Raw genomic sequence first — 25466 nt, forward strand, 5'->3', positions numbered from 1 at the left:
CATTTCCAATCAATAAGGTCTAATCACTACAGGGAAATCAAAAATGTTGAAGCCAGTATTGAAGCCAGTGTTAACGCTAGTCCTCACCAGTAGCTTGATCAATACGGCCAGTGCTGTGCAGCTATTGGGTGATGTTGAAGTTTCCCGCCTACCCACAGCCGAAAAAACCATGGGCGAAGTCGTGACTCGCTATCAAGCACTTGAGGATGGTCTGGCTCAACTAAGCTCAAAGAAAAACGAAGTTGACGCCACCCAATTAGCGGCGCGCCAAGGCCATAGATTATGGCAACAGGCGGTACGCGATGTGCAGTCAGGTCATGTTGACGACCGACCTTTATATTGGGCTCGCCTTGCCATGCTTAATAGTCTTAAGAGCACCAGCGCCAACTTTAAAATGGCCGATTGGCAAAATGATATATTAATGAGTGCGGTTGAAAAGGCCTCACGGGGATTTAGCGATATTCAATATGCAGATGATGTTCAAATCAAAATCTTCCTCACGGGTTTCGATCCTTTCTTTCTCGACAAAGATATCACCCAGAGTAATCCTTCTGGCTTAGTTGCCCTCGCCTTGGATGGTTTCCGCTTTGATGTAAATGGCAAAACGGCGCAAATCGAAACCGCTATGGTGCCAGTGCGTTTTGAAGATTTTGACCAAGGACTTATCGAATCACTACTGAGCCCGATATACCGCGATCCTAAAACCCAATTTGTATTTACCGTCAGCATGGGCCGAACTGACTTTGATATTGAACGCTTCCCTGCCCGCAATCGCAGTGCAGCGGCGCCCGATAACCAAAATGTCCTCACTGGCGGCACTAAAACCGCACCGGTTGCCCCCAAGCTCAATGGCAAAGATTTTATCGGCCCGCAATTTGTCGAATTCTCGCTGCCTGTTGCCGCCATGCAAGTAAAAGATGGCCAATGGAAAGTCAACGATAACCACACTGTCACGACCCTTGCCCGCGGTGAGTTTAGTGCAACATCATTGAATGAGCTGCAAAACGAAACGTCAGTCGAAGGCTCTGGCGGCGGTTATCTTTCTAATGAAATTTCCTATCGCGCCATAGTGTTGCAGCAAAAGTTTAATAGCCGTGCGAAAGTCGGCCACATTCACACCCCAAGAGTCAAAGGCTATGATGCCGATACAGAGCAAGCCATAGTCGAACAAGTGCGCACTATGGTGATGCAAGCGGCGGCGAGTTTATAAGCCAAGTCACACTGGCTGAAACTGGCATTGTCAGATAGCGTTCGCTATGATGCGAACGCTTGGCCTGACTCTTATTTCAAGCGCTAATTTCAATCGCTGATTTGGAAGGCTGAGTATAAGAGCGGATTGCAAGAACAAGCGTTCGAACGCAGAAGCCAAGCGCCATACATAGGATTAGCTTCAAAACTGACGCTTCATAACTGATGCTTTTATAACCAAATGAGTGTTAAGCACTCAATGTTTACCTTTAACCGACGAGATCCAACGCTAACCCTATGTTGAAACCTGCAGACTTACTCAATACTTTACGTCGTCGCAGCAGTGAAGCACTCGCCCCTCTGACAAAATCGACATACGCAGCCTTGGGCCAAAGCCAAGATAAGTCGCAGCTGATAACGAGTCCAGCAGTACAAGATCTGGCTCAGGCACATATTTTCACCGGTTCATCACGCCCACTCTCGTCACTGCAAATACAAGTACTAGAGCGAATTGAAGCTTGTTATCAAGAAGCGGAGATATCGCTTAAGCGCGCTTTCCCACGCCCAGTAACTCAATTTAGTCTCAGGGGAAAGAGCGCGGGTACGGCTCATCTGCAGCAGAATCGTTTGCGATTCAATCCTGTGTTACTACGCGAAAACAGCGAAGCTTTTCTAACTGAAGTTGTACCGCACGAAATTTGTCATTTACTGTGTTTTCAGCTTTTTGGTAAAACCAAGCCCCACGGTAAAGAATGGCAATCTTTGATGTTAACGGTATTTAAGGTTAACCCGAGTACCACCCACAGCTTCAATACCACTTCTGTGGCAGGTCGCGACGTGGAGTATCGCTGCGCCTGTGGACCGATTCGGTTGAGTATTCGCCGCCATAACAAGGTGCTACGCGGTGAAAGCCGTTACATCTGTAAACGTTGTAAGGCCCATTTAACGGCGAACTAAGCCCTCTTCGCGCACAATCCTCACACCCACTCCACAATTCGAATTTCAGCATTTGGGAATTGCGTGAGTAAAAAGTACGACGCAATTTGCATAAGCAGCGGCATTTCCCTTACCATCACGCCATAAAAGACGAGCCAAAGGCTCGCGTAGTGTTTGTTATTTTGGGATAAATTTTGAACAAAACTTCTTTAACCGTTAATTCGCGGCGACTTTTGTTGTGCCTAATCACTTGGGCCGCAACCTCATCTGTGCCCGCTAGCGCCTCAGTGTCACACCCCAGCAGTTTCAGCCAAGCGAAAACCAAGTCGCAGGCGCTCTACGCCGGAAGTCGCCAAGGCACTCTACCCGCCACCAGTTTTTACTGTGGCTGCGATATTCAGATCAAAGGCAAATCGTGGAAACCCGATCTCGCCAGCTGCGGTTATCAAGTCCGTAAACAGGAAACCCGCGCCAACCGTATCGAGTGGGAACACATAGTGCCCGCCTGGGAATTCGGCCATCAGCTCCAATGCTGGCAAAAGGGCGGGCGTAAAAACTGCGCCGATAACAGTAACGAATTTAATAAGATGGAAGCGGACATGCACAACTTAGTGCCCGCCATCGGTGAAGTGAACGGCGATCGCAGTAACTTCCGTTTTAGCCAATGGAACGGTAAAGCCGACCAGTATGGTCAATGCACTATGGTGGTCGATTTTAAGAATCGTCAGGCGCAGCCGCCCGTAAACGCCCGCGGCAAGATAGCCAGAACCTACCTCTATATGCAGCAGACCTATGGGCTTAAAATCGCGTCGAGCCAATTAAAATTGTTTAAGGCATGGGATAAAACCTATCCAGTTGATACTATTGAGTGCAAACGCGATAACGCCATAGCGCAAACTCAAGGCAACCATAACCCCTTTGTGCAAAATGCCTGTAAAGCGCCACCACTGCGTCAACAACTAGCCGAGTAAGGTCGAATGAGAGTCCCAAGAATTTATCAACCTCAGCCATTAGTCATCAATCAACAGTTGAACTTAGACGAAGATGGCGCGGCCCATATCGGCAAAGTGCTGCGCATGGGTAACGGCGAACATATCAGCCTATTCAATGGCGATGGCCATGATTATCTTGCTGAAATTGTCGATGCGGGTAAAAAGCATGTCACAGTAAAACTGCTTTCCTGTGAGGCCAATTTATCTGAGTCGCCACTCAACTTGCACTTAGGCCAAGTGATTTCCCGTGGCGATAGAATGGAATTCACCATTCAAAAATCGGTCGAGCTGGGTGTGAATACCATTACGCCGCTGTTTTCCGATCGCTGCGGTGTAAAGCTTAATGGCGAACGCCTAGAGAAAAAAATTCAACAATGGCAGAAAATCGTTGTAAGCGCCTGTGAACAATCGGGCCGCAGCCAAGTACCTGTGGTTCGCCCAGCGATGGACTTACACGATTGGTGCAGTGAGCCAACCTCGGCGCTGAAACTCAATTTACATCCACGTGCCGCACACGGTATCAATGGCTTAGATTTAGCGCACACACGCGTGCGCCTGTTAATAGGCCCAGAAGGCGGTTTGTCAGCGGAAGAAATCGCCATGACAGAAACCTATCAATTTACCGATGTGTTGCTTGGCCCTAGAGTGCTTCGCACTGAAACCGCCTCGCTCACGGCCATTACAGCGCTGCAACTCAGATTTGGTGATTTAGGCTAAACCGCAGCCGCAAGCTGCGCTGGCATAACAGACCCCATTATCCAATAAATGCTTTTTTGCCTGCAAACGGCGACAAATAAGGAACAGATTAATGATAAAACTCGGCATAGTGATGGACCCCATCAGTGAGATCAACATTAAGAAAGACTCCAGTTTTGCCATGTTAATGGCCGCGCAGGACAGAGGTTATCAGCTGTTTTATATGGAAATGGCCGATCTTGCCATGGTCAACGGCGTGGCGATGGCCAATATGCGTCCGTTAACTGTCATCAATGATGCGAGTAAATGGTATGAGCTAGGTGAATCTCAAGACACGCCAATGAGCGAACTCGACGTGATCTTAATGCGTAAAGACCCGCCATTCGATACTGAGTTCATCTACGCCACTTACATGCTTGAGCGCGCCGAAGAACAAGGCGTGTTGATCGTCAACAAGCCGCAAAGCCTACGCGATGCTAACGAAAAGCTGTTCACCGCATGGTTTAGCGAATTCACCCCAGAAACTATCGTGACCCGTGATGCCAAACGTATCCGCGCTTTCCACCAAGCTAAGGGCGATATCATTCTCAAGCCTTTAGATGGCATGGGCGGCACCTCGATTTTCCGCGTGAAGCAGGATGACCCTAACCTTGGGGTGATCATCGAGACCTTGACCAGCTATGGCCAACAATATGCGATGGCGCAAGCCTTTATCCCTGAAATTACTAAAGGCGATAAACGCATTTTAGTGGTCGATGGCGAGCCTGTACCTTACGCGTTGGCACGTATCCCAATGAAAGGCGAAACCCGTGGCAACTTAGCCGCTGGCGGTAGCGGTGTGGCGCAGCCTTTATCCGACAGCGATTGGGCGATTGCCCGCGCTATTGGCCCTGAGCTTAAAAAACGTGGACTGATTTTTGTCGGGCTGGACGTGATTGGTGACAAGCTGACTGAGATCAATGTGACGAGCCCAACCTGTATCCGTGAAATCCAAGCGGCATTCGATGTCGACATCACGGGCATGTTAATGGATGCTATCGAAGCACGCATTAACGCCAAAGCATAAGAATTTACCAACGAGTTTGTTGATTGTAAGGCGCGAGCACATCGCGAGCGCCGAACCACTTCTAGGGATGTGATATGAGTTTCACCAAAGCGCCACTCTTGTTACTCGGCATCAGTTTGCTGTTATCTACGCCAGTTTGGGCAGATGAAACGGGTCCAACGAAAGCGCCATCGCGACCGAAAAATATCGTCATCATGATAGGTGATGGTATGGGGCCGTCTTACACTAGCGCCTACCGCTATTACAAAGATAATCCTGACACTGAAGAAGTCGAACAAACCGTATTCGACCGTTTACTGGTGGGCATGGCGAGCACATATCCCGCGAGCGTCAGTGGTTATGTGACTGACTCAGCCGCCGCGGCAACCGCACTCGCCACTGGGGTAAAATCCTATAATGGGGCGATTTCGGTCGATACCCAAAAGCAACCACTGCCGACCATACTCGAAAAAGCCAAATCCCTTGGCCTTAGCACAGGTGTCGCGGTAACGTCGCAAATCAACCACGCCACGCCAGCCGCCTTTTTGGCCCACAACGAGAGCCGTAAAAACTACGACGCTCTGGCACTCAGCTATTTAGAAACCAACGCCGATGTATTTTTAGGCGGTGGTCAAAAGTATTTCCCCCCAGCGCTGTTAGAGCAGTTCAAAGCCAAGGGCTATCAACACATTAGCCGTTTTGAGGATCTCGCCAGCATCACCCAACCAAAAGTGTTGGGCCTGTTTGCCGAAGTACAATTGCCTTGGGCGATTGATGAGAAAGATGCAAGAAAACTCAGCACCTTAACTCAAAAGGCACTCAGCTTACTGTCGCAAAATGACCAAGGTTTTGTGCTGTTAGTCGAAGGGAGTCTCATCGACTGGGCGGGCCACAATAACGATATCGCCACTGCCATGGGTGAGATGGATGAGTTCTCCAATGCCATTGAAGTGGTTGAGCAATTTGTGCGTGAACATCCAGATACCCTAATGGTGATCACCGCCGACCACAATACCGGTGGTCTATCGATTGGCGTCGATGGCAATTACAGCTGGAACCCTGAAATCCTGCGTAATATCTCGGTCAGCACAGACACTTTGGCCTTAGCCGCCATCACTGGTGAGCAATGGCAAGCCGATCTCGCCCGCGGTTTAGGCTTTGAACTTAGCGAAGAAGAAGTCGCCAAACTAAACGTCGCCAGAATGCAGGGATTAGAAACCATGGCGGTGGCGATTCGCCATCTTATTGATAAACGTACTGATACAGGTTGGACAACCGACGGTCACACAGGCACAGACGTACAAGTTTTTGCCGCAGGTCCGGCATCTGAGCTGTTTAACGGCCATCAAGATAATACCGATATCGCCAATAAGATTTTCAGCTTATTACCTAAACCGAAGAAACCTAAAAGCTAAGCGTTAATCGATTCCGTTCATTAAAGGCAAGCACATAAGGCAACTGCATAATGCAGTTGCCTTTTTTATTGGGTCTTTTTATTAGGGATTTTATTAGGTCTTTGAGTAGGGATTCGATGCAAACTGGCTCAAGCGTGAATAACGGGTATAATGCCCACACTTAAGTTTATAGGTGCCTGTAACTGTGTTAACCAATCCATCGCAAGTCATTATTCGTAATCAAGACAGCCTAAGCCAACATAAGGTGTTAGTGCTCAATCATGAAGCCGATCTACTGCCAAAAGTCCTGCTCGATGTCGCGGCATCGGTCGATGCACTCGCCTTGGATTACCACCATTACTTGCACTTAGCGCCGCACGCCAACTCAAAGTTGCGTTGCTATTTCGGCCATGACCTGCCGCACCAAGATCCGCTTGAACGAGAAAAGTACGATACGGTTATTGTTTATTTCCCCAAAGCCAAACCCTTAGCACCTTATTTGTTTAACCTCGCCGCCAATCATCTTGTGCCTAACGGCCAACTGTTAGTCGTTGGAGAAAACAAAGGCGGGATTAAGTCTTTAGTGAAGCTGTTGCCTGAGTATTTTGCGACAGGGATGAAGCTCGATAACGCTCGCCACTGCCTGTTATTTGGCAGCAGCTTAGAAGGCAGCGCGCCGGCGATGAAACTCAGCGACTGGGTCAGTCAGTATCAACTGACTACGCCACAGGGCGAGATCAGTATCTGTAACTTAGTTGGGGTGTTTAGCGAAAAACGCTTAGATCTGGGCACTGAATTGTTACTGTCACACCTGCCGACACTCTCGGGCAGAGTGCTCGATTTTGGTTGCGGCGCCGGCGTGATTGCCGCAGCCCTGCTCAAGGCCCAGCCGAGCTTATCCTTAGAGTGTGTCGATATTAATGCGATGGCCTTGGCTTCCTGCGAACTAACCTTAGCCGCCAATGGCATGACGGCCAAAGTCTATCCTTCCGATGGACTCGCGCAAACCACAGGGAAATTTAACGGCATTATCTCTAATCCGCCGTTCCACGATGGTCTTGCAAGCACCACCAGCATAGCGCAGAACTTTGTCACTGATAGTGCCAAGCAATTACAACATAATGGTATTTGGCAAATCGTCGCCAACCGCCACTTGCCCTATTCAGATATCATTGCCGCCGAATTTGGCCAATTAAAAGTGGTTGCCGATAACAACAAGTACAAGTTGTATTACTTCCAGCACAAGTAAAACCGCTATCGAGAACGCGCTTAGGCTTCAGCTATAGGCGCGTTATTGACTACGCCTCATACTCACTCGTATCACTATCCCTGTTTTTTTCAGATAAAGCTTATCTTTCCTCGCGTTACAAAACTCAATATTGTGATCTGCCGCATGTCAGCGATTCCGGTAAACAGGCTTTCATTTACATCAAACTGCCGTTCCTAGCATAGGGATTTGATTTAAAACATCAAAATAATGGGTAAATCGAAAGTTAGCATTAAGTTGCGGCTTACACTGCTATTAGTACGAATAAACCAGAGATAACACTGCTTATCCCATTCAATTTCTTATAAAAAACTATTTAAAAACCACCCCATAGACCATTAACAACAAAATGCCAACATTTGCTGTTTTTGCAGCCAAAAAGGCTTCTTTACCCTAAGTTTCTACTGTTATACTCAAATCAGCTTCTTAAACAATAATAAAACGCAATTACTAGGAATGCCCCTATGCTGGACCCTGAACTCCTTGAGCTAAGCAGCGATAAAACCAAAGCTGAGTTACGCCTAATTCCTAATGTCCATGGACCTGTGAGCCAAGATGACATCATGCGCCTGCTATCTTTACCTGAATTTTCCTCCCTGTTTCCGCTAGAGCCTGCCATTGCTAAAACCGTCGCTAAAATCAACTCTCTTTATAATCAGGATGATGGAAAATTTGAGCTGTTTGCTGTTTTAGCTGAACGCCGCGATGGCACCATAGCAATCGAAATTAGTCCCGATAAAATGCAAGCCAGCCTCAAACTGACCGCAGCATGGGGCGGTAAACAGATAGATTTGCCAGAGATCCTTACCCATCTCAAAAAGAACAACGTCTGCATGGGGTTGAGCAAACTCAAAATTCAAGCGCTACTGAAACAACTCGGTACCCTCAAGGCGGGCGAAGTCTGCCAAAGTGACATCGCCCAAGGTAAAGCGCCAGTCAATGGACTCAATGCGGTATTAGAACGCAAAGTGTTCCTCGCACGCGAACGCTTACTCCAGCCACAAGAGCGGGAAGATGGCAGTGTCGATATGCGTAATCTCGGCTCGCTTATCGTCGTCAAAGCCAATGATCTCTTAATGGTTAAGCACCCCGCCACCGAAGGCACGCCGGGTTACAACATCAAGGGCGAAGTGCTTAAACAAAAACCGGGTAAAGATGCCGTGCTTCAAGCAGGTACAGGTACAGATTTTCATCCCAAAGATCCCAATAAACTCATCGCCACAGTACCAGGGCAACCCGTCGAAACCCGTACTGGTATGAATGTCGATGATATTTTGCAGCTTAAAGATGTCGACATCGGCACAGGTCATATCAGCTTTAAGGGCAGTATTTTAATCACCGGCGATGTCCACGAGGGCATGGTAGTTAAAAGCTCGGGCGATATTACCGTGATAGGCTTTGTGGACTCCGCTACCCTAGAGGCGGAGGGTGATGTCACAGTAAGTAAAGGCATCATTGGCAGACAAATCAAAGCCAATGAATACTCTACCAATATCCATTCTCAAGGGCAGATCAGCGCCCAGTTTGTGCAATATTCCAATTTGGTAGCCAAGGGCAATATCTTAGTCACTAAACAGTTGCTACACAGCCATACCAAAACCGCCGGCAGTTTAACGGTCAGCGATCCGAGTGGTCGTCGTGGCGATCTGGTGGGCGGTGTCGCGCGTGCTGAGAAAGGCATCACGGCGGTTGTCATAGGGGCAACGGCGGGAACCAAAACCGACGTTTATTGCGCGATGGAACATGCCGAACTCAAGCAAGATCTCAAGCTGCTCGATGAAAGCGTTAAAGCTATGGTCGTCGCCAGTTTAGATATCGAGGCTCGCCTCAATAAGCTACCGCCTAAATCAGAATGGCAAGGCGACGCGGCGATGATCGAGCAAATCAAAATGATGCTCGATGAGAAGAATCGCATTATGGATGAACGCACCCGCGAAGAACTCGAGTTCGATACCTTCAAACAAGAGGTCGAAGGCTATTACGAGAAATACCGTATCGAAGTGCTTAAACACGTATTCCTTAACGTTGAGTTACATATAGGTCCAGCGAATCATCGCACCGCCCGTGAACACGGCACTTGCTGCATTGCCAATGTCAGTCAAGAGATTAACTTTGACTATAACGCCAAAGCTAAAGCCGCACCGACCGCATAATCTTGGCTAGGAGTGATGACTCAGCCGTCACGCCTTCCTCATTCAGCCAGAGTCAGTGAACTTGTTCTGGCCTCTATCAATCTTCCCTCAGCGTGGCATACTGCTGTCAGATAAACTCACGCAGCAGCATGCCAAGTATCTTCTTGTATAATCCTAATCCTTGTCTACTGCCGCCGATTGTTCTCAGAGACTGTCTCAGAGCCCATTTTAAACTTCCTAAGGATCTGAAATGACTAGCGTTAAGATGTCGAGTATTGAATGGCCAGCCATTGTAAAACTGACTCAAAGTGACGAATTACTTTACCTAGAACACCAAAGGGATTGGCTCGAACTCGCCTGTCTCTATCAGCATCATTTTATCGATACCGATCAATTACTCGACTCAAAAGGCCAGCGTTATCTAATCAGTGCCTGTCCGCAGAAAATCCATGAAGACCCCGTCGGCGAACTGCCGCAATTACTGCGCCAGAAACAAGATTTGCCGCTCAATGAATTTATCAAGTGGGTTCAAAACCATGCCCAAGCACTGGGGCAATGCTGCGTCGCTAAGCTGGCTTTCACAACGATTTCCCAAGGGATTGAAATTGTACGCACCCTCGATGAATAAACGGCAAGCAGCTGAGATACCATCTGCCAATAACTCAGTTGCTCAATAAAAAACACTATGACCTTAAAAGCTAATATCCTCATAGTAAATTCACAGGCATAATTTGCCGCTGTGTAGCAGCGCCGAGTCCACTGGCAAAGCGCGGCTAAAATACACTTCAAAATGACCATTTTCTGCGTCGACTCAAGGGATGACGTTTAAGTTGGCACTAAATATACAAACAGATGGAACCGAAATTGGAACTACTTAAGATTGACTGCTTAGGCAAACAACTGCGCTTAGAAGGCTCACTCGCGGGCTGGCAACAACTCTTCTGGGACAACACCTTAGTCTCACAAAAAGAAGCTTCCGTCGACAATGGCGGCCTCAAGGTTCATGTCTTTGAGCTCACCCACCACAGCAGTCCATTGGCGACAGAAAGTGGCGAGCAAGCCATCGCCATGACAGAAAATAAAATTCAAGTTCGCCTCGAAACCGATCTCGTTTGGCAGCCTTTCCGCCTCGATTACTGCTTGCTGCAGGATGACAAAATTATCGACCAAGGCCGACGCACCGAAAAAGATATCGAACGCCAAACTCCTGAAACGCCCATCGTTAAGCAGCAAAAACTGAGCATGGTTGGACTCGCCTCCCTTGGTTTTAAACTGTTAAAAAGCGCCAAAGTCATAAAAGTGGTATTAGCGGGCGCCAGCGTTGCGGCTTATTCTTGGCTATTCTCCTTCCAATTCGCCCTCGCGCTCATCGCCTGCTTGGTATTCCACGAATACGGCCATATCCGCGCGATGAAATATTTTGGGATGAAAACCAAAGGAATTTACCTTATTCCCTTTATGGGTGGGCTCGCGCTCTCCGATGAAAAAATTAATACGCGTTGGCAAGATGTGGTGATTTCCATCATGGGGCCAACCTTTGGACTCCTGATGTCCATCGCGTCCTTGATTGCTTACCACGCCACGGGCAATGTGTTTTTTGCTGGCCTTGCCGCCTTTAATGCGCTGCTTAACCTATTTAATTTATTGCCAATTTTACCACTCGATGGCGGCCATATTTTAAAGAGCATCAGCTTTTCGATGAACAGCATCATGGGCTTGGTCGCCTGCGCCGCCGGTGCCGCTTTCGGTGTGTATATCAGCTACACCTTAGGCTTAGCCTTATTGGGATTCTTGCTGTTGATCGGTAGCTTAGAAATCATTTTCGAGTGGCGCACACGCCATCAAAGCCACCTGCTGCCGTTAGACAGATACGGACAAATCTTCTCGGTGATTTGGTACTTGCTCACAGTTGGCGCTTTAGTCGGCATCATCTGGCACTTAGCCGGAACCGGCGATGATATGCTCAGTCTGCCGCTGCAAATATTGCGCAGCTAATTCTGCTTAACGGCTAAACACAGCGCAAAGGCACTAGCAACTTAGAGGCTTGCGCTTGCCTGAGTTATATAAAAACGAAAAACCGCTATTAATAGCGGTTTTTGTTTTTCTATAGTGCTGCGATGCTTTTACAACAATGCGTTATTCCTTTGCCAAAGGCGGGGCGATATCGCTGCCGCCAAGGGCTTGATAAAGCGTCGCTTGGGCGGTGAGTTGGTTGTAACGATTCTCGAGCAAAGCCGCCTCGGCGCTGCGACGATTCTCTTGGGCATCAATCCAATTCTGAATACCGATAGCGCCATTGCGGTACTGACTCTCATAAATGGCTTCAACGGCTGCCGCCGCACTGAATTGCTGCGCCAACTTCTCCCCTTGATAGCGATATTGCTGCTTTGCCGAAATCGCATTATCGACATCTTCAAAGGCGGAATAGAGCGTCTTGCGATAATTAACCACCGCAGTTTGATAATCGATATCGGCAATGTCGTTATTGATTTGCATTTGATTCCACTGCAAAAAGGGCAAGACAAGCCCTGCGCCTAAACTGCCAACGGGATTACGTAACAACTCTTTTAACTCTGAGGTCGACTCTCCAATACCGCCGGTTAAACTCAGGCTGGGAAAATAACTCGCATAGGTGGCGTCTTTACTCGCCAAGGCGGAGCGCAGTTGATACAAGGAAGCCTTCACATCAGGGCGTCTGACTAACAAATCTGCGGGTACACCCACGCTAACGTCCGGCACTGCCACATCGGGGAGTTGCTTAATCTCAACCCAAGTCTCCCCTGAGGCTAAACTCTGCGCAGGATCAGCAGCTGGTGCCTGATTGAGTAATATCGCGAGGGCATTTTTAGCCACAGTTAATTGCTGGATAAGCTGACTATGGGCCGCCTCTTGTCCCGCCATGCTGCGCTGCGCTTCGAGCACATTCACTTGCGTAACGGCGCCAGAATCATACTGCCTTTGGGTTAAAGCCAACGTTTGCTTGCTGTACGCTATGCTCTTTTGGCTCAAATCAACCCGTTGATTTAAATAACCTATCTGCCAGTACAAGGATGCTGTGGTCGCCACTAGACTTTGGGTGGTGCTTTCCCTATCTTCGGCGCTCGCCAGCGCCGCCCATTGGGCTTGGTCGATATTGGCTGACACTTTGCCCCACAAGTCCACCTCATAACTGACAGACAAGTTGGCTTGATAACTCTTAGTCGCATCGCCACCATCGAGTGGCTGATTACGGGAAGCGCCAAGATTGGCCGATAATTGCGGATACAGATCGTCCCGCGTTAGCCCTGCCTGCAAGCGCGCTTTACGCAGGGTTAAGGTCGCCAGCGTTAAGTCATTGTTGGTACTCAATACTTGGCTAACCAGCTTATCGAGCTCGGGCTGATGAAACTGCTGCCACCAAGGATCGACCTTTACTTGCTCGTTCACTGTGGTGTTTTGCCACTGTTCAGGAATCGCCAATGCGGGCGGTTCAAAGTCTGAACGCATAAAACTGCCACAGCCACTCAGCAAGGTGATTCCCAAAGCCATGCCCACAGCAATCGCGCAGCTACGAGGCGAAAAGTGTCGATTAAATATTTTTGTATTCATGGTGTTATTACTCTCTGGCTAATGCGTCAACGGGATCTAACTGCGCCGCATTGCGGGCGGGTAAGAAACCAAATAGCACACCAATTAAGGTCGAACAGGCAAAGGCGGCAACGATGGAGGTGGTGGAATAAATCATTTGGAAACTGCCTCCCGTTTGCGCAAACACCACGCCAATTAAGTAGGACAAGGCGATGCCTAAGGTACCGCCACACAAACACACTAAGATGGCTTCGATAAGGAACTGGCGCAAAATGTCACTCTGACGCGCGCCCACTGCCATACGCACCCCGATTTCACGGGTCCGCTCAGTCACAGACACTAACATAATGTTCATCACCCCAATTCCGCCAACGACAAGGGAAATCACCGCGATCGCCGAGATCAATAAGGTCATGGTTGCTGTGGTTTTTTCGATGTTCTGCCTAATGGTATCGGTATTGATGGTGAAGAAATCTTGAGTGCCGTGGCGCATTTTAAGTAGCGCGATAATGCCCTGCTCCGCCGCGTTACTCGGCACAGTTTCATCGAGTCGCACTGTGATGCCATCCAAATAGTTTTTACCTATCATACGGCCAGAAACTGTGGTGTAAGGCACCCACACATTGAGCGCATCGCTGTTACCAAAGGCACTTTCTTTTGGCTGCGTCACACCTATGATGCGCACGGGTAAATCCCCGAGGAAAATCACTTGGCCGATGGCCGAGTTATTATCGCCAGCACTGCTAGGAAAGAGCTCCTTACGGGTGTTGTCATCAATCACCGCATCTTGGGCGAGTGTTGCAACGCTGGCATCATCCCAAAACTGCCCCTGTGCTAACTCGTAACCTCTCACGCGAAAGAACTCTGGCCCCACCCCATTCACCGAGGCCGATACCGCTTTATTGCCAAAACGTACCGTCGCGCTAGAGCCAATACTTGGGGTCACGCTATCGACATAGGGCAGATTTTTAAGGGCATTGGCATCGGTCGCCGTTAAGGTACGCACCCGTGCCGAGCGTCGATCGCCAAAACCTGAACCTGGGCGAATATCAATCGTATTGGTTCCCATCGAACTGATACTTTTGAGAATGGCCTGCTGTGAGCCTTCACCTAAGGCCACCACAGAAACCACAGAGGCGATACCTATAATAATCCCGAGCATAGTCAAGAAAGTACGTAACCTGTGGGTCGACATCGCCACCAGCGCCATTTTAAGCGCCTCGACATATCTGTCCCAAGAAGCCACCCGCGCACGCGAGCAGTCTTTCGCTAGTACTGCGCCGTTAGGCTTTTGTGACGCCGTATTTTGTAACGTTGAGCTTTGCGGCTTAGCAGTCTGTTTATCCTGACTGCGCTCATCGCTGATGATCACGCCGTCTTTGATTTCGATAATGCGGTCGGCATATTGGGCCACGTGCATATCGTGGGTCACGATAATGATGGTATGACCGTCGCTGTGCAGCTCCTGCAACAACTGCATCATTTCTTCACCACTGTGACTATCCAGCGCACCAGTCGGCTCATCGGCAAGGATCACATCGCCGCCATTCATCAAGGCGCGCGCCACACTGACCCGCTGCTGTTGACCACCACTGAGCTGATTGGGTTTATGGTCAAGCCTGTCGCCAAGGCCTAAACGCGTCAACAAATGCTCGGCTCTGTCTTTACGCACCGTGCGTTCTTTACCCGCATACACGGCGGGCACTTCGACGTTGCCTATGGCGGTCAAATCGCCCAGTAAATGATAACGCTGAAAGATAAAACCAAAGTGCTCGCGGCGCAGCTGGGCTAACTCATCCACGTCCATCGTTGAGGTATCTTGGCCATTGATAAAATACGCGCCCTTTGACGGTTTATCTAAACAACCAAGAATGTTCATTAGGGTCGATTTACCCGAGCCAGAGGCGCCCACTATCGCCACCATCTCGCCACGGCCAATCGACAGGTTCACATCTTTCAGCACAGTAAGTTGCTGCTCACCCGCCTGAAAAGTGCGATAACAACCTGAAATTTCAAGTAATGCCGTTGTCACTGTTAAAACCTCACGCTAGGTGGACGACGGAATTTGCTGCTGCCATCATCGGCGGACGGCATGCCAAGCACGACCTGATCGCCCTCCTTCAAACCAGTGGTGATTTCAGCATTGATTTTGTTGTTGATCCCAACCGCGACATCCACATATTGCACTTGGTTATCAACTAACACAGGCACTTGATATTGCGGGCCACTGCGGGCTTTACGCTCGCCAGACTTCGCCTCTGGCGCCGCGGATTTCTCCCTCGGCTTTATACGCAATATCTGCGCAGGCACTAATAGCGCATCATCGGCCTTAGCTAACACTATGGACACCTGCGCCGTCATCCCGATACGCAAGGTGCGGTCTGGATTTTCAACATCAAATAACCCATGGTAATAAATGGCGTCTGAGTCGCTAGAGCTCATATTACTATCGTCGCCATCCATCGAAATCGGTCCAGGTTCAATCGCCCTTAAGATGCCACGGTAGGGATGATTTGGTTTGCCAAGAACCGTGAAATATACGGCTTGACCCGGATGGACATTGACGACATCGGCTTCTGAAATCTGCGCTTTAACTGTCATGGTATCGAGCTGCGCCATTTCCACGATTGTCGGCGTCGTTTGATTAGCGTTAACGGTTTGTCCCACTTCCACCGCGGAATACACCACAGTGCCATCCATAGGCGCAATAATTTTGGTATAACCTAAATCGATTCTGGCACTGTCGACGTTAATCTCAGCCTGTTGTTTTTGCGCTTCTAATTGCTCAAGCTCGGCTTGATAAACCGTTAGATTAGCATCGGCCACTTCATAATCGGCGCGAGAACTGGCCTTATCGGCAAGCATTTGCTGCTGGCGGCTAAATTCCAATTTAGCTTGGCGGATCTGCGCCTGTTTAGCACGGAACTGAGCATTGATACTTTTGAGTGATGCGAGGGCATCCTTCAAATTATTCTGCTGCGCTAGGCTATCAATTTGAGCAATCAAATCGCCTTTCTTTACTTCATCACCCAGTGCCAGCGGCAAACTTAAGATTTGCCCCGATACCTGCGCACCTACACTCACCAGTTTGGATGCCTGCAACATGCCATTGGCCAGCACTGAGTTTTCGATATCGCCACGGCGCACCGCTTCAGTCACATAGGTAGGTGCCGTTTCAGGCTTATGCCACATAAAATAAGCACCACCACCCAGGAGTATTAAGCCGCTTAACGCGAGCAGCAATTTACGCTTTGAGGATTTTTTCATCGGTATTGTCGTGTCCATCAATGCTAAAGACAGCAAGCATTCATCTTGCTAAGGAACTGAAATTGTTCCAACAGTATATAGAGTTAGCCAAAGACAGTAGACGAAGGAAGTGTCGTTAACAGGTAAAGATTTGCAAATATCTGTGTAGAAATTTGCATGCCAAGTACGGCTGAGTAGTGCTTAGGCAGCGATGCCGATTTAGTGCGAGACCAAATCGTTAGGTGGTAAATTGTCGGGGTCTATATTTTACAGTCGTATAATTTAAGCAATACTCGATATTCTTCGCTTAATTATTTTTCAATAAAAATCAACGTCGTGTTTGCAAACGAAAGAAACCATTAGATTCCCCACCAACCCATTGCGAAAACAATAACACCAAGTCACAGGCCATCCCCAGTGAATAACCCAATGATTAATCGAATTAATCATTCAATTCGACTAATTCATGCTGGCGAGGATCACCTGCGTGGCATCAAAACAGGCGAAACATGATTCGCCGACAGCCAAACTCTGCATTTGGGTGAGTGGTATCACTGAATAGATGATGTCTTTACCATCAATATCTATGGCTAATTCGGCCTTGTCGCCAAGTTCAGTCACGCTCAGCAAACGGCCGCTGAGGCAATTTTGCCCATCCACTTCGCAGGCATGAGTCGTCGCCAGTACCGCGGGGGCTTTAAACAGTAACAATACGGATTTATCCATGGCTAACTGCAAGCGTTCGCGGCTCGAATGGGTCACTGAAATCTGAATCTGTTGCCCGCCCGCTAAGGTCACGCTGATTTCGTCATTTAATCCAAATGAATCAATGCAATTGATACGACCCGTTAACTGATTGCGGGCGCTAGTATTGAGGGAGAAATGCGCCATCACATCTAATAAACTGTGCATGTCGACGGACTCATCGAGCAAGGCGGCCAAGGCCATTTCTTGTACTTGGGAGGTGATGGAATACACCTTGAGCAACCGCTCGCCAAATTCGGTGAGTTTAGCGCCACCACCACCTTTGCCGCCCTTTTCGCTGCACACTACGGGTTCTGGCATGGCGGTGTTCATCTCATTGATTGCGTCCCACGCCGCTTTATAACTGATCCCCGCAAGCTTGGCGCCTTGGCTTATCGAGCCTGTGTTGGCGACTTGCTCGAGCAGGCTTATCCGCCTAGGATTGGCGAAGGGCTTATCCCCGAGGGAAAGCGTAAGTAATGCATGTAAATCCATCGTTTATCCCGCACCCAACTCTGACTTGAGCCCTATTGTCCTTCATCACCTTGAGGATACCAATAAGATTGCCGAGATATTTCAGCGGATTAATGCCATTAATCCGCAAGAAACCGCACACAGATCACTAATTGATTGCTTAGGGCTTGAATGATCGATGTATAGATTGGTATATAACGATCACTTTTTATCACGGAGGAACAGAATGAAATTCACTCACCTTAAGCAATTGCTACTTTTTACCACGGCTTCATTATTCACAATGGCACTGACATCTAGCCCAAGTTTTGCGGCAGACAATGAGCAAGTGACTGTTTTTGCTGCGGCATCACTCACCAATGCACTTAACGAAATCGGCCAGCAATATGAAAAAGAGCACAATACTAAGGTGGTCTTTTCCTTCGCCTCTTCTTCAACACTGGCAAAACAAGTGGCCAATGGTGCGCCCGCCGATCTGTTTGTCTCGGCCAATCAAAAGTGGATGGATTATCTGGTCGAGGCCAAAGCGGTCGATGTTAACAGCCGTAAAACCTTGCTAAAAAACACCTTAGTCTTGATTGCCGAGAAAAATAGCCCCATCACAGAGGTGGTGCTCAATGGCGATTGGGATATCAAAACCGCATTAAAAGGCAGCCGTATGGCCGTTGGCGATCCTGATCATGTGCCCGCAGGACAATATGCCAAGCAAGCCCTCGAAAATCTCAAGCTGTGGCAAGTTGCTGAACCATTACTCGCCCGCGCTAACAATGTCCGCGCCGCCCTCGCCTTAGTTGAACAGGGCGAAGCGCCGCTAGGCATAGTGTATTCAACCGATGCGAAAGTCGCCCAGAAGATCAAAATCGTGGCCACCTTCCCAGAGACGAGCTACAGCCCAATTGAATACCCTATCGCCTTAGTTAAACAAGAATCGACGGCAAGCGCCAAAGCGTTCAATGAGTATCTGCAAGGCCCAAGCGCAAAAAATGTGTTTGAGAAATATGGCTTTGGAGTGAATTAAGGTGCTGAGTGGTTCTCTACTAAGCGACTATGAAATTGCCGCACTGCTGCTCAGCTTAAAGGTGTCATCCGTTGCCGTTATCGCCAGTTTACCCTTGGGCATTTTATGTGCTTGGGTGCTGGCAAGAGTCGAGTTTCCTGGCAAGGCTATATTCGACAGTGTGCTCCATCTACCACTGGTGTTACCGCCCGTGGTAGTGGGTTACCTCCTGCTGATCAGCATGGGCCGCCAAGGTTTTATCGGCCAGTGGTTATATAATTGGTTTGGCATCAGTTTTAGCTTTAGTTGGCGCGGTGCGGCCCTCGCGGCGGCGATAGTATCTTTCCCGCTGATGGTCAGAGCCATACGCCAATCCTTTGAAACCGTTGATATTCGACTCGAGCAGGCCGCACGCACGTTAGGTAGCAGTCGATGGCGGGTATTTCTCACCATCACACTGCCGCTTACCTCTCCAGGGATAGTGTCGGGCATGATTATCGCCTTTGCCCGCAGCCTAGGAGAATTTGGCTCGACCATTACCTTCGTTTCTAATATTCCCGGTGAAACTCGTACAATTCCGCTCGCCATGTACTCTTTTATTGAAACCCCAGGGGCCGAATATCAGGCCATGCGCCTGTGCATTATCTCGATAGTGATCGCGCTCGCGTCTTTACTCGCTTCCCAATGGCTGAGTAAAAAAGCCCTGCAGAGGACAGCAAGCGTATGCTAAGGATTAATATTGAAAAACGGCTCGGACAACTGCAACTAAAAGTCGATACCCAATTGCCATTGCAAGGCGTGACCGCCGTTTTTGGCCGCTCGGGTGCGGGTAAAACCTCGCTCGTGAACCTGCTCGGCGGGCTTTCGACCCCAGATAGCGGTGAAATCCGCCTCGGTGACAAACTGCTTTACCAGCAAGGCAAAGTGAACCTTCCCCCAGAAAAGCGCCATATTGGCTATGTATTTCAAGAGGCACGGCTGTTTCCACACTATAGCGTGAAGGGCAATCTCAACTATGGTGTGCGTAAAGCCAACCCAGTATTATTCGATAAAATTGTGCGGTTACTGGGAATTGATAAACTGCTCAGTCGTTATCCCTGCACACTATCGGGCGGTGAAAAACAACGGGTTGCCATTGGCCGTGCTCTGCTGACATCGCCCGACATGCTGTTGATGGATGAACCGCTGGCGTCACTCGATTTACCCCGTAAACGCGAGTTACTGCCCTACCTGCAAACCTTATCGCAGGAACTAAAACTGCCGATTGTGTATGTGAGCCACAGCCTAGATGAGATCTTACAACTGGCGGATTATATGCTGGTGCTGCATCAGGGGAAATTGATCGCCCAAGGCGCCTTAAGTGAAGTGTGGAATAGCGAGCAAATGCGCCCTTGGGTGCCATTGCAGGAACTCAGCTCACTCCTCAGTGCTAAGGTTGCCGACAGACATCCCGACTACCCCATGACGCGACTCGTGATGGCTGATGGTAACCATCTATGGGTAAGCGGTTATCTAGCTGAAACGACAAAGAAACTCAAAGTGCGTATTCAGGCAAACCATGTCTCGGTTTGCACCGAAATCCCCAAAGGGTCGAGTATCCGTAATCTATTGAAGGGAGAAATTAAAGACTTATACCCCAGCGATAATGGTGAGCAAATCCAATTAAAAATCGCCCTAGGCCGCGATGAACTTTGGGCCAACATCACCCCTTGGGCCTGCGATGAACTGCAACTCACCCATGGCAAAGCGATTTATGCACAAATCAAAGGTGTGACTATGACGCAAATGGATATCGCCGAATCCCACTAAATCGACCTACTGCCAAATTTCAGGTACAAAAAAACCGACGCTAGGTCGGTTTAGTTCCTTCATTAAGAAGGATTTGGTACCAGTGGCCAGACTCGAACTGGCACGCTTTTAAGGGCGCGGGATTTTGAATAAAGCGCGTCAAATTTATTACTAAATCTGACTTTTTTTGTTATTATTTTTCATGCACCTATCTGCATTAGATTTAACTAATGCACCACTTTGCAAATTCTTTGCAAACCAACATTAGAAACTGACTATGAGCAAACAGGTCGAACGACACGATATTTCCGACGAATTATACATCTACCTGCAAGACAATAGCGAACGTTGGTATGCTCGCACTAAAGTCGCGGGTAAGTGGCACGCCAGAGCCACCAAGCAGAAAGAAAAAGAGAAAGCCATTGGCATGGCCTATCGGATTCAAATGGAATTCCAGTTCATGGCCGACCGTAATCTGCTGGTGAGTTCCAAACGCTTTCGTGATGTGGCTGAAAAAGCCATTAGCGCTATGGAAGAAGCGCTCGATAACGAGACAGCCCCACTTAACTACAAGACCTATATTCAGGTATTGCGTAAGTACCATATCCCCTTTTTCGACCGCACTTACATTACCTCGATTGATAGTGAGAAGCTGCGTGAATTTGATAAATGGCGTATTGAACAATTTGATAGAGTCCCAGCCAAATCGACACTGTTAAACCACAATGCCGCTATGCAACTAGTGTTTAAAGAAGCGGTTGACCATAAATGGATGTTAGCGGCTCAAGTGCCCTCTTTATCGACCAAAGGGGCAGAGTCACAGCGTCGAGCACATTTTTCACCCGAGGAATACAACAAAGCATTCGATACCGTATACCAGCTTAAGCAAAACAGCCGTAAGGAGAAAACCCGCCAAATTCGTGAGTTACTGATGGACTATATCGAGTTTGCGGTGAATACGGGTATTCGACCAGGAACGGAAATGGAAAGCCTGACTTGGGGTGACATCCACATCGATACCAATGAGCACAACATTATCTTCTATATCACTGTGACCAAGGGGAAAACAGTCAAGCACACTGGCACCAGAGAAGTGGTTTGCCGAGATGAAATCTTCTCCAGCGTTCAAGAGTTACGAGAGCGCTTCCCAAACAGAAAGCCCTCAGACAAACTGTTTCGCTTGGCAGATGGTTCAATCACCAACGAACTCGGTAAAGCCTTTGAAAAAGCCATATCCGAAGCAGGTTTAAAGTCATCCCCCCATGGCGTTAGAACACTTTACTCATTACGCCATACCTACATTACGTGGCAACTGATGTCAGGCAACGTCAGCATGGAAGTGTTGGCTAAACAATGTGGCACTAGCATTGCCATGATTGAACAGCACTACAGCCACGTGACGCCGAAAATGTACAGTAAAGAACTGTCGGGTGTTGACCTAGGCAAAGCCAAGTCCAAAGTAAAAACCAAAAGAACGTCTGGCGTTAAGCAAAATGAAGCGAGATTGACTGAGCTGTTTAAAGAGTGGCAAGTCAGCTACAAACAGCGTGGCTGTATTTAAGCCTTAGACAATGCCTAACCTTTTAGTGATGTTCGACTCGGTAGCAACTCATGTGGCTCACAGTCGAGCACCTCTGCAATCTTGTACAACATATCGAGCGTAATGTTCGCCTCCGCTCGTTCTATACGGCCGATATAACTGCGGTCAATCTCTGCACGTAACGCCAATTCATCTTGAGATAAGCCTCTGAGCTTTCTCATTTTGCGCATCGCATGACCAAATTCAGTCGCTAATGTTTTCATAGTGTCTCCTTCGTCACAAGGCAACCACTATGGGAATTTGCTTACCAACTAACCACGGATTATAATCCGCATTTAGTGCGTATAATCCTCATTTAAACCCTTGAGCAAACATAGGTCTACTTGACCTAGTAAAGCCTATAGCTCAACCCGTATTACAAGGAAAGGTAATGAACTCCTACAACGTCATTTTTAAAGGTGAGATAGCAGAAGGAAAAGACCGCCATAAGTTGAGTCAGGCACTGGCAAAGTTTCTAAAAGTCCCCGAGGAAAAAGCACATCTGTTGTTCTCAGGTAATCCGATATGCATTAAGAAAGCTCTGAGCGAAAGTGAAGCTAACGCACTAAAAGCCAAGTTGAACGGTGTGGGTATCATTACCCACATCAAGCCCGTAGCAACTCAAGCCGTAACGTCAGCCCCTGTAGCCACCGCACCTGTTACACCAAAACAAGTAGCGAAGCCATCGATTGAAGCTAAGCCGTCTACGGCCACCAAGCCTACAGTGAAATCCTATGATGATTTAAGCCAAGGCTGGCAAAAGGTGTTTGCTGAATTTGACCTAAGACAAGCTGACAAGTTGGGCTATTTTGCTTCAGCAAAAAGTCCTGCACATACCTCAAGGCCTAAAAAGGAGCAATTAAAGGGGCAGAATGTGGTTAACATGAATGCACTCGCATTTGTGTTTGGCTCGGGGTACTACTTCGCTAAGGGCATGTGGAAGAAAGGCATTTATCTGTTTCTCATGCTAATGCTGCTGAACCTGATAATCATAGCAGTTGCATCACTCATTACTGACAAGAACCTGAGCAAGCTTCCTTTTATCATCAATTCTATTGTCTTTGGTCTTACGGCTAATTATGACTATTACCGCTATTACAAGCTCGGTGAAACTATATGGCCTTGGATGCCAAAGTGGATGACGGGCTGGTTAGGTATCATAGCCTCCGCGGTTGTTACGTTTGTCGCGTTCCTTATCGTCTTAATCATTCTCGGCATTCGTTTCGGTGAACCATTAAATATTATCTATGTAAAAGAGGGTGTCCTCGAAGACTACAAGCAAACCAACATAGGTCAGGCGTTTGATAAATGGTCGCCTTGCGCCAGCACGGCTTGGGTAGAGCAAGAAGCCAGCAATGGCATTACCACGGTTATGTATACCTGCAATATGAAGCTGAAACACTTTAAGCAAGTGGGTCAACAAGCCTCTGAAGCGGTAACTGGAAAAGTCGATGAAGCCTTTATCTCTCAGGTCACACGCGCATCATTGACGATTCAGTTTCTCATCAATCTCGACGATACCTTTGAAGTGAATACTGCAAAGTGGCAACTGTCATTGGGAGAAGGTAAAGAGCACACCCCGTATATCACCGCCAACAATGCCCTAGATGACATCTACAGTAACTCACTCAACAAGGCTATCGGCGAAATATTCACACCAGAAAACATCCTCCTCAATCAAGTAACGAAGTAATCATCACGACCAACAGCCTGCTTTAATCAGGACAACATAACAGGGAACACCTATGAATAAGTGCATTCACGCAAGCATCAAACTCGCCATAACGTCAATAAAGACACCGCCATCAAAGGCAAATACACTGCTTTTGAGCATAGTCGCAGCAACATTACTCGCTGGCTGTGGCGGCTCGGAAGGTGACAGCAGCGATGACAACGGACAAGTCACCCCAACGGTCTACAGCATTCCAGCAACGGCAAGCCTTGGCGGAAAAATCAGCCCAGCAATCAACATGGTTGAATCCGGTCATGCAACTACCTTCACAGTAACACCCGATACCGGCTATCAAATCGATGATATCAGTGGTTGCAGTGGCGCATTAACCCAAAACAGCTATACAACAGCGGTCATAAATGCCCAGTGTGCAGTCACCGTATCTTTCAAACTCAGCACGTACAAAATCACCACGCAAGCAACAACCGGAGGCAAAATCAGTCCCGAGAGTATTGATGTCAGTTACAACACCCACGCCAGCTTTAACGTCTCAACGGACATCGGCTATCAAATTGAATCCGTCACAGGCTGTAATGGCACGCTCAATAACAATGAGTACACCACAGGAACAGTGACATCAGATTGCCAAATCAATGCCACGTTTACCAAAATTGGCGATGGTACACTTGCAGAGCGGTATATTGATAACGGCAATGGCACCATCACCGACACGCAAACCAAGCTGATGTGGATGCGCTGTAGCGTAGGACAGACTTGGCAAGACGGTAGCTGTAAAGGCAGTCCTACTACTTTTATCTGGCCATATGCAATGGGAATGTCTATCTCTGATGGTAACCACACCGACTGGCGCTTACCCACAAAAGAGGAATTAAGTTCACTGATTTATTGTTCATCAGGTAAACCAAGTTATTGGAAACCAAACGATAATGTGTGTGAAGGTAACTATAAAAGCCCGACATTAGCGCGAGCAGCATTTCCGCAGACACCTGACTATGCTGGCTATTGGACTTCAACTGCCAGCGATAATAGCCAGTTTGGCGGCAAGTGGCTTATCCAATTCTATGATGGTCATGGCCGCTGGAATGGACCAGTCCTTTATCTACATGTCAGGATGGTAAGAACCAAGTAAAAAAACAGAAGCAAATGAGGTAGGCATTGCAGATAAAGAGCGAATGCCTACCGCTTCTAGTCTAAAGATTACCGTTGAAATGAATACCTTTGCCTAATCCTGTCATCTCAAACTGAACTCAGAACAAAGTATCACTTAACAGCTTTGAATTTGTAGAGCTCTTAAATTGTCATGAGTAAATATAAATTTCTTACTAAATAGCGAAATTTAGTGTGCCACTCTACACATGTTGTTGTGGACGTACATTGAGCAAGTGATTGTCGAAGACTCACGCTTATCACAATGCCATTTGGATCTATGGTTAGGAGGGTTTGAGCAGACCTTTCGCTATGCGCAAGCCATGCTGAATTTTCTACTAGCCTCAGAAGATTTAGGTATTGTCGGCAGTCTTAAAAGCCAACAGCTCTTTTTGTATTGGAAATTACAAGGGGATACTCAACTGATAAACCAAGAGTTAGCGCAGGCCTTCAATGATCCCCATTGCGTGCTACCAGAAACTAAGTTGGGGCTGAATTGGCTCATCGCAACGATGAACAAGCACCTAGCCAAACATCAACAAGTGAGCATAAGGCACTAACCAAGTGGCCAATCATACACGG

At 48.1% G+C, this 25466-nt stretch carries 22 protein-coding genes; 17 read left to right on the top strand and 5 right to left on the bottom strand.

Annotation, left to right across the window (positions count from 1 at the left end; translation table 11 throughout):
* Positions 1–43: 43 nt before the first annotated feature.
* The 10 genes from DYH48_RS17240 (at position 44) to DYH48_RS17290 (ending at position 11645) form a co-directional block, all read left to right on the top strand.
* Entirely contained in the window at positions 44–1210 is a 1167-nt protein-coding gene (locus tag DYH48_RS17240; protein WP_115335447.1) for a PA0049 C-terminal domain-containing protein, read from the top strand.
* 275 nt (positions 1211–1485) lie between these two features.
* Positions 1486–2145, top strand: coding sequence for a SprT family zinc-dependent metalloprotease (locus DYH48_RS17245; protein WP_115335448.1), 660 nt, complete (start codon positions 1486–1488; stop codon positions 2143–2145).
* Between the two features lie 173 nt (positions 2146–2318).
* Positions 2319–3095, top strand: a complete 777-nt coding sequence (gene endA, locus DYH48_RS17250) for an endonuclease EndA (RefSeq protein ID WP_370452678.1) — start codon at positions 2319–2321, stop codon at positions 3093–3095.
* Positions 3096–3101: 6 nt separating this feature from the next.
* Positions 3102–3833 carry a 16S rRNA (uracil(1498)-N(3))-methyltransferase gene (gene rsmE / locus DYH48_RS17255; protein WP_115335450.1) on the top strand — a complete coding sequence of 244 codons (732 nt, stop codon included), beginning with the start codon at positions 3102–3104 and terminating at the stop codon, positions 3831–3833.
* A 91-nt stretch (positions 3834–3924) separates the two neighbouring features.
* Positions 3925–4878, top strand: coding sequence for a glutathione synthase (gene gshB, locus DYH48_RS17260; RefSeq protein WP_063884004.1), 954 nt, complete (start codon positions 3925–3927; stop codon positions 4876–4878).
* Between the two features lie 74 nt (positions 4879–4952).
* The gene (locus tag DYH48_RS17265; RefSeq protein ID WP_115335451.1) at positions 4953–6272 is read left to right on the top strand and encodes an alkaline phosphatase; all 1320 of its coding nucleotides are present in this window, start codon (positions 4953–4955) and stop codon (positions 6270–6272) included.
* Positions 6273–6456: 184 nt separating this feature from the next.
* Positions 6457–7500: a methyltransferase gene (locus DYH48_RS17270; RefSeq protein WP_115335452.1), complete on the top strand. Its 1044-nt coding sequence runs from the start codon at positions 6457–6459 to the stop codon at positions 7498–7500.
* Between the two features lie 482 nt (positions 7501–7982).
* On the top strand, positions 7983–9671 hold the full coding sequence (locus DYH48_RS17275) for a flagellar assembly protein A (protein WP_006083003.1): 1689 nt from the start codon (positions 7983–7985) through the stop codon (positions 9669–9671).
* A 229-nt stretch (positions 9672–9900) separates the two neighbouring features.
* Positions 9901–10278, top strand: coding sequence for a DUF4144 family protein (locus DYH48_RS17280; protein WP_006083004.1), 378 nt, complete (start codon positions 9901–9903; stop codon positions 10276–10278).
* 224 nt (positions 10279–10502) lie between these two features.
* Positions 10503–11645, top strand: a complete 1143-nt coding sequence (locus DYH48_RS17290) for a site-2 protease family protein (RefSeq protein WP_006083005.1) — start codon at positions 10503–10505, stop codon at positions 11643–11645.
* Positions 11646–11786: 141 nt separating this feature from the next.
* Here the strand turns inward: DYH48_RS17290 and DYH48_RS17295 are convergent, their stop codons facing one another.
* The 4 genes from DYH48_RS17295 to DYH48_RS17310 all read right to left on the bottom strand — a co-directional run bounded on the left by DYH48_RS17295 (position 11787) and on the right by DYH48_RS17310 (position 17702).
* Entirely contained in the window at positions 11787–13238 is a 1452-nt protein-coding gene (locus tag DYH48_RS17295) for an efflux transporter outer membrane subunit (RefSeq protein WP_115335453.1), read from the bottom strand.
* Between the two features lie 7 nt (positions 13239–13245).
* Positions 13246–15249, bottom strand: coding sequence for a MacB family efflux pump subunit (locus DYH48_RS17300; protein ID WP_115335454.1), 2004 nt, complete (start codon positions 15247–15249; stop codon positions 13246–13248).
* A gap of 2 nt (positions 15250–15251) precedes the next feature.
* Entirely contained in the window at positions 15252–16484 is a 1233-nt protein-coding gene (locus DYH48_RS17305) for an efflux RND transporter periplasmic adaptor subunit (protein WP_115335455.1), read from the bottom strand.
* 438 nt (positions 16485–16922) lie between these two features.
* A complete protein-coding gene (locus DYH48_RS17310) occupies positions 16923–17702 on the bottom strand; it encodes a TOBE domain-containing protein (RefSeq protein ID WP_115335456.1) in 780 nt (259 codons plus the stop codon).
* Between the two features lie 205 nt (positions 17703–17907).
* Between DYH48_RS17310 and modA the strand changes: the two genes are divergently transcribed.
* The 4 genes from modA to DYH48_RS17330 all read left to right on the top strand — a co-directional run bounded on the left by modA (position 17908) and on the right by DYH48_RS17330 (position 22027).
* On the top strand, positions 17908–18699 hold the full coding sequence (modA, locus tag DYH48_RS17315; protein WP_115335457.1) for a molybdate ABC transporter substrate-binding protein: 792 nt from the start codon (positions 17908–17910) through the stop codon (positions 18697–18699).
* Positions 18695–19408, top strand: a complete 714-nt coding sequence (gene modB, locus DYH48_RS17320; RefSeq protein ID WP_115335458.1) for a molybdate ABC transporter permease subunit — start codon at positions 18695–18697, stop codon at positions 19406–19408. The genes modA and modB overlap by 5 nt, the downstream gene beginning before the upstream one ends.
* On the top strand, positions 19402–20487 hold the full coding sequence (gene modC / locus DYH48_RS17325; RefSeq protein ID WP_115335459.1) for a molybdenum ABC transporter ATP-binding protein ModC: 1086 nt from the start codon (positions 19402–19404) through the stop codon (positions 20485–20487). The genes modB and modC overlap by 7 nt, the downstream gene beginning before the upstream one ends.
* Positions 20488–20743: 256 nt before the next feature.
* Positions 20744–22027, top strand: a complete 1284-nt coding sequence (locus tag DYH48_RS17330; RefSeq protein WP_063883991.1) for a tyrosine-type recombinase/integrase — start codon at positions 20744–20746, stop codon at positions 22025–22027.
* 14 nt (positions 22028–22041) lie between these two features.
* Here DYH48_RS17330 and DYH48_RS17335 read toward each other — a convergent pair whose 3' ends face one another.
* A complete protein-coding gene (locus DYH48_RS17335) occupies positions 22042–22269 on the bottom strand; it encodes a helix-turn-helix domain-containing protein (protein ID WP_115335460.1) in 228 nt (75 codons plus the stop codon).
* A gap of 167 nt (positions 22270–22436) precedes the next feature.
* Between DYH48_RS17335 and DYH48_RS23735 the strand changes: the two genes are divergently transcribed.
* From DYH48_RS23735 to DYH48_RS17350, 3 genes are all read left to right on the top strand, one after another.
* Positions 22437–23738, top strand: coding sequence for a DUF2628 domain-containing protein (locus DYH48_RS23735; RefSeq protein WP_172481207.1), 1302 nt, complete (start codon positions 22437–22439; stop codon positions 23736–23738).
* 52 nt (positions 23739–23790) lie between these two features.
* A complete protein-coding gene (locus DYH48_RS17345; protein ID WP_115335461.1) occupies positions 23791–24867 on the top strand; it encodes an Lcl C-terminal domain-containing protein in 1077 nt (358 codons plus the stop codon).
* Between the two features lie 226 nt (positions 24868–25093).
* Complete coding sequence (locus DYH48_RS17350) at positions 25094–25444, top strand: hypothetical protein (RefSeq protein ID WP_115335462.1); 351 nt, start codon at positions 25094–25096, stop codon at positions 25442–25444.
* The last annotated feature ends 22 nt before the right edge of the window (positions 25445–25466 follow it).

Origin of the sequence: Shewanella baltica (genome assembly GCF_900456975.1) — a bacterium.
Taxonomy (GTDB): Bacteria; Pseudomonadota; Gammaproteobacteria; order Enterobacterales; family Shewanellaceae; genus Shewanella; species Shewanella baltica.

What these genes read in the sequence shown, in the direction of transcription:
- DYH48_RS17240 (WP_115335447.1), top strand. Translation starts at nt 44, where the DNA reads ATGTTGAAGCCAGTATTGAAGCCAGTGTTAACGCTAGTCCTCACCAGT.
- DYH48_RS17245 (WP_115335448.1), top strand. Translation starts at nt 1,486, where the DNA reads ATGTTGAAACCTGCAGACTTACTCAATACTTTACGTCGTCGCAGCAGT.
- rsmE (WP_115335450.1), top strand. Translation starts at nt 3,102, where the DNA reads ATGAGAGTCCCAAGAATTTATCAACCTCAGCCATTAGTCATCAATCAA.
- gshB (WP_063884004.1), top strand. Translation starts at nt 3,925, where the DNA reads ATGATAAAACTCGGCATAGTGATGGACCCCATCAGTGAGATCAACATT.
- DYH48_RS17265 (WP_115335451.1), top strand. Translation starts at nt 4,953, where the DNA reads ATGAGTTTCACCAAAGCGCCACTCTTGTTACTCGGCATCAGTTTGCTG.
- DYH48_RS17275 (WP_006083003.1), top strand. Translation starts at nt 7,983, where the DNA reads ATGCTGGACCCTGAACTCCTTGAGCTAAGCAGCGATAAAACCAAAGCT.
- DYH48_RS17280 (WP_006083004.1), top strand. Translation starts at nt 9,901, where the DNA reads ATGACTAGCGTTAAGATGTCGAGTATTGAATGGCCAGCCATTGTAAAA.
- DYH48_RS17290 (WP_006083005.1), top strand. Translation starts at nt 10,503, where the DNA reads ATGGAACCGAAATTGGAACTACTTAAGATTGACTGCTTAGGCAAACAA.
- DYH48_RS17295 (WP_115335453.1), bottom strand. Translation starts at nt 13,238, where the DNA reads ATGAATACAAAAATATTTAATCGACACTTTTCGCCTCGTAGCTGCGCG.
- DYH48_RS17305 (WP_115335455.1), bottom strand. Translation starts at nt 16,484, where the DNA reads ATGAAAAAATCCTCAAAGCGTAAATTGCTGCTCGCGTTAAGCGGCTTA.
- DYH48_RS17310 (WP_115335456.1), bottom strand. Translation starts at nt 17,702, where the DNA reads ATGGATTTACATGCATTACTTACGCTTTCCCTCGGGGATAAGCCCTTC.
- modA (WP_115335457.1), top strand. Translation starts at nt 17,908, where the DNA reads ATGAAATTCACTCACCTTAAGCAATTGCTACTTTTTACCACGGCTTCA.
- modC (WP_115335459.1), top strand. Translation starts at nt 19,402, where the DNA reads ATGCTAAGGATTAATATTGAAAAACGGCTCGGACAACTGCAACTAAAA.
- DYH48_RS17330 (WP_063883991.1), top strand. Translation starts at nt 20,744, where the DNA reads ATGAGCAAACAGGTCGAACGACACGATATTTCCGACGAATTATACATC.
- DYH48_RS17335 (WP_115335460.1), bottom strand. Translation starts at nt 22,269, where the DNA reads ATGAAAACATTAGCGACTGAATTTGGTCATGCGATGCGCAAAATGAGA.
- DYH48_RS23735 (WP_172481207.1), top strand. Translation starts at nt 22,437, where the DNA reads ATGAACTCCTACAACGTCATTTTTAAAGGTGAGATAGCAGAAGGAAAA.
- DYH48_RS17345 (WP_115335461.1), top strand. Translation starts at nt 23,791, where the DNA reads ATGAATAAGTGCATTCACGCAAGCATCAAACTCGCCATAACGTCAATA.
- DYH48_RS17350 (WP_115335462.1), top strand. Translation starts at nt 25,094, where the DNA reads ATGTTGTTGTGGACGTACATTGAGCAAGTGATTGTCGAAGACTCACGC.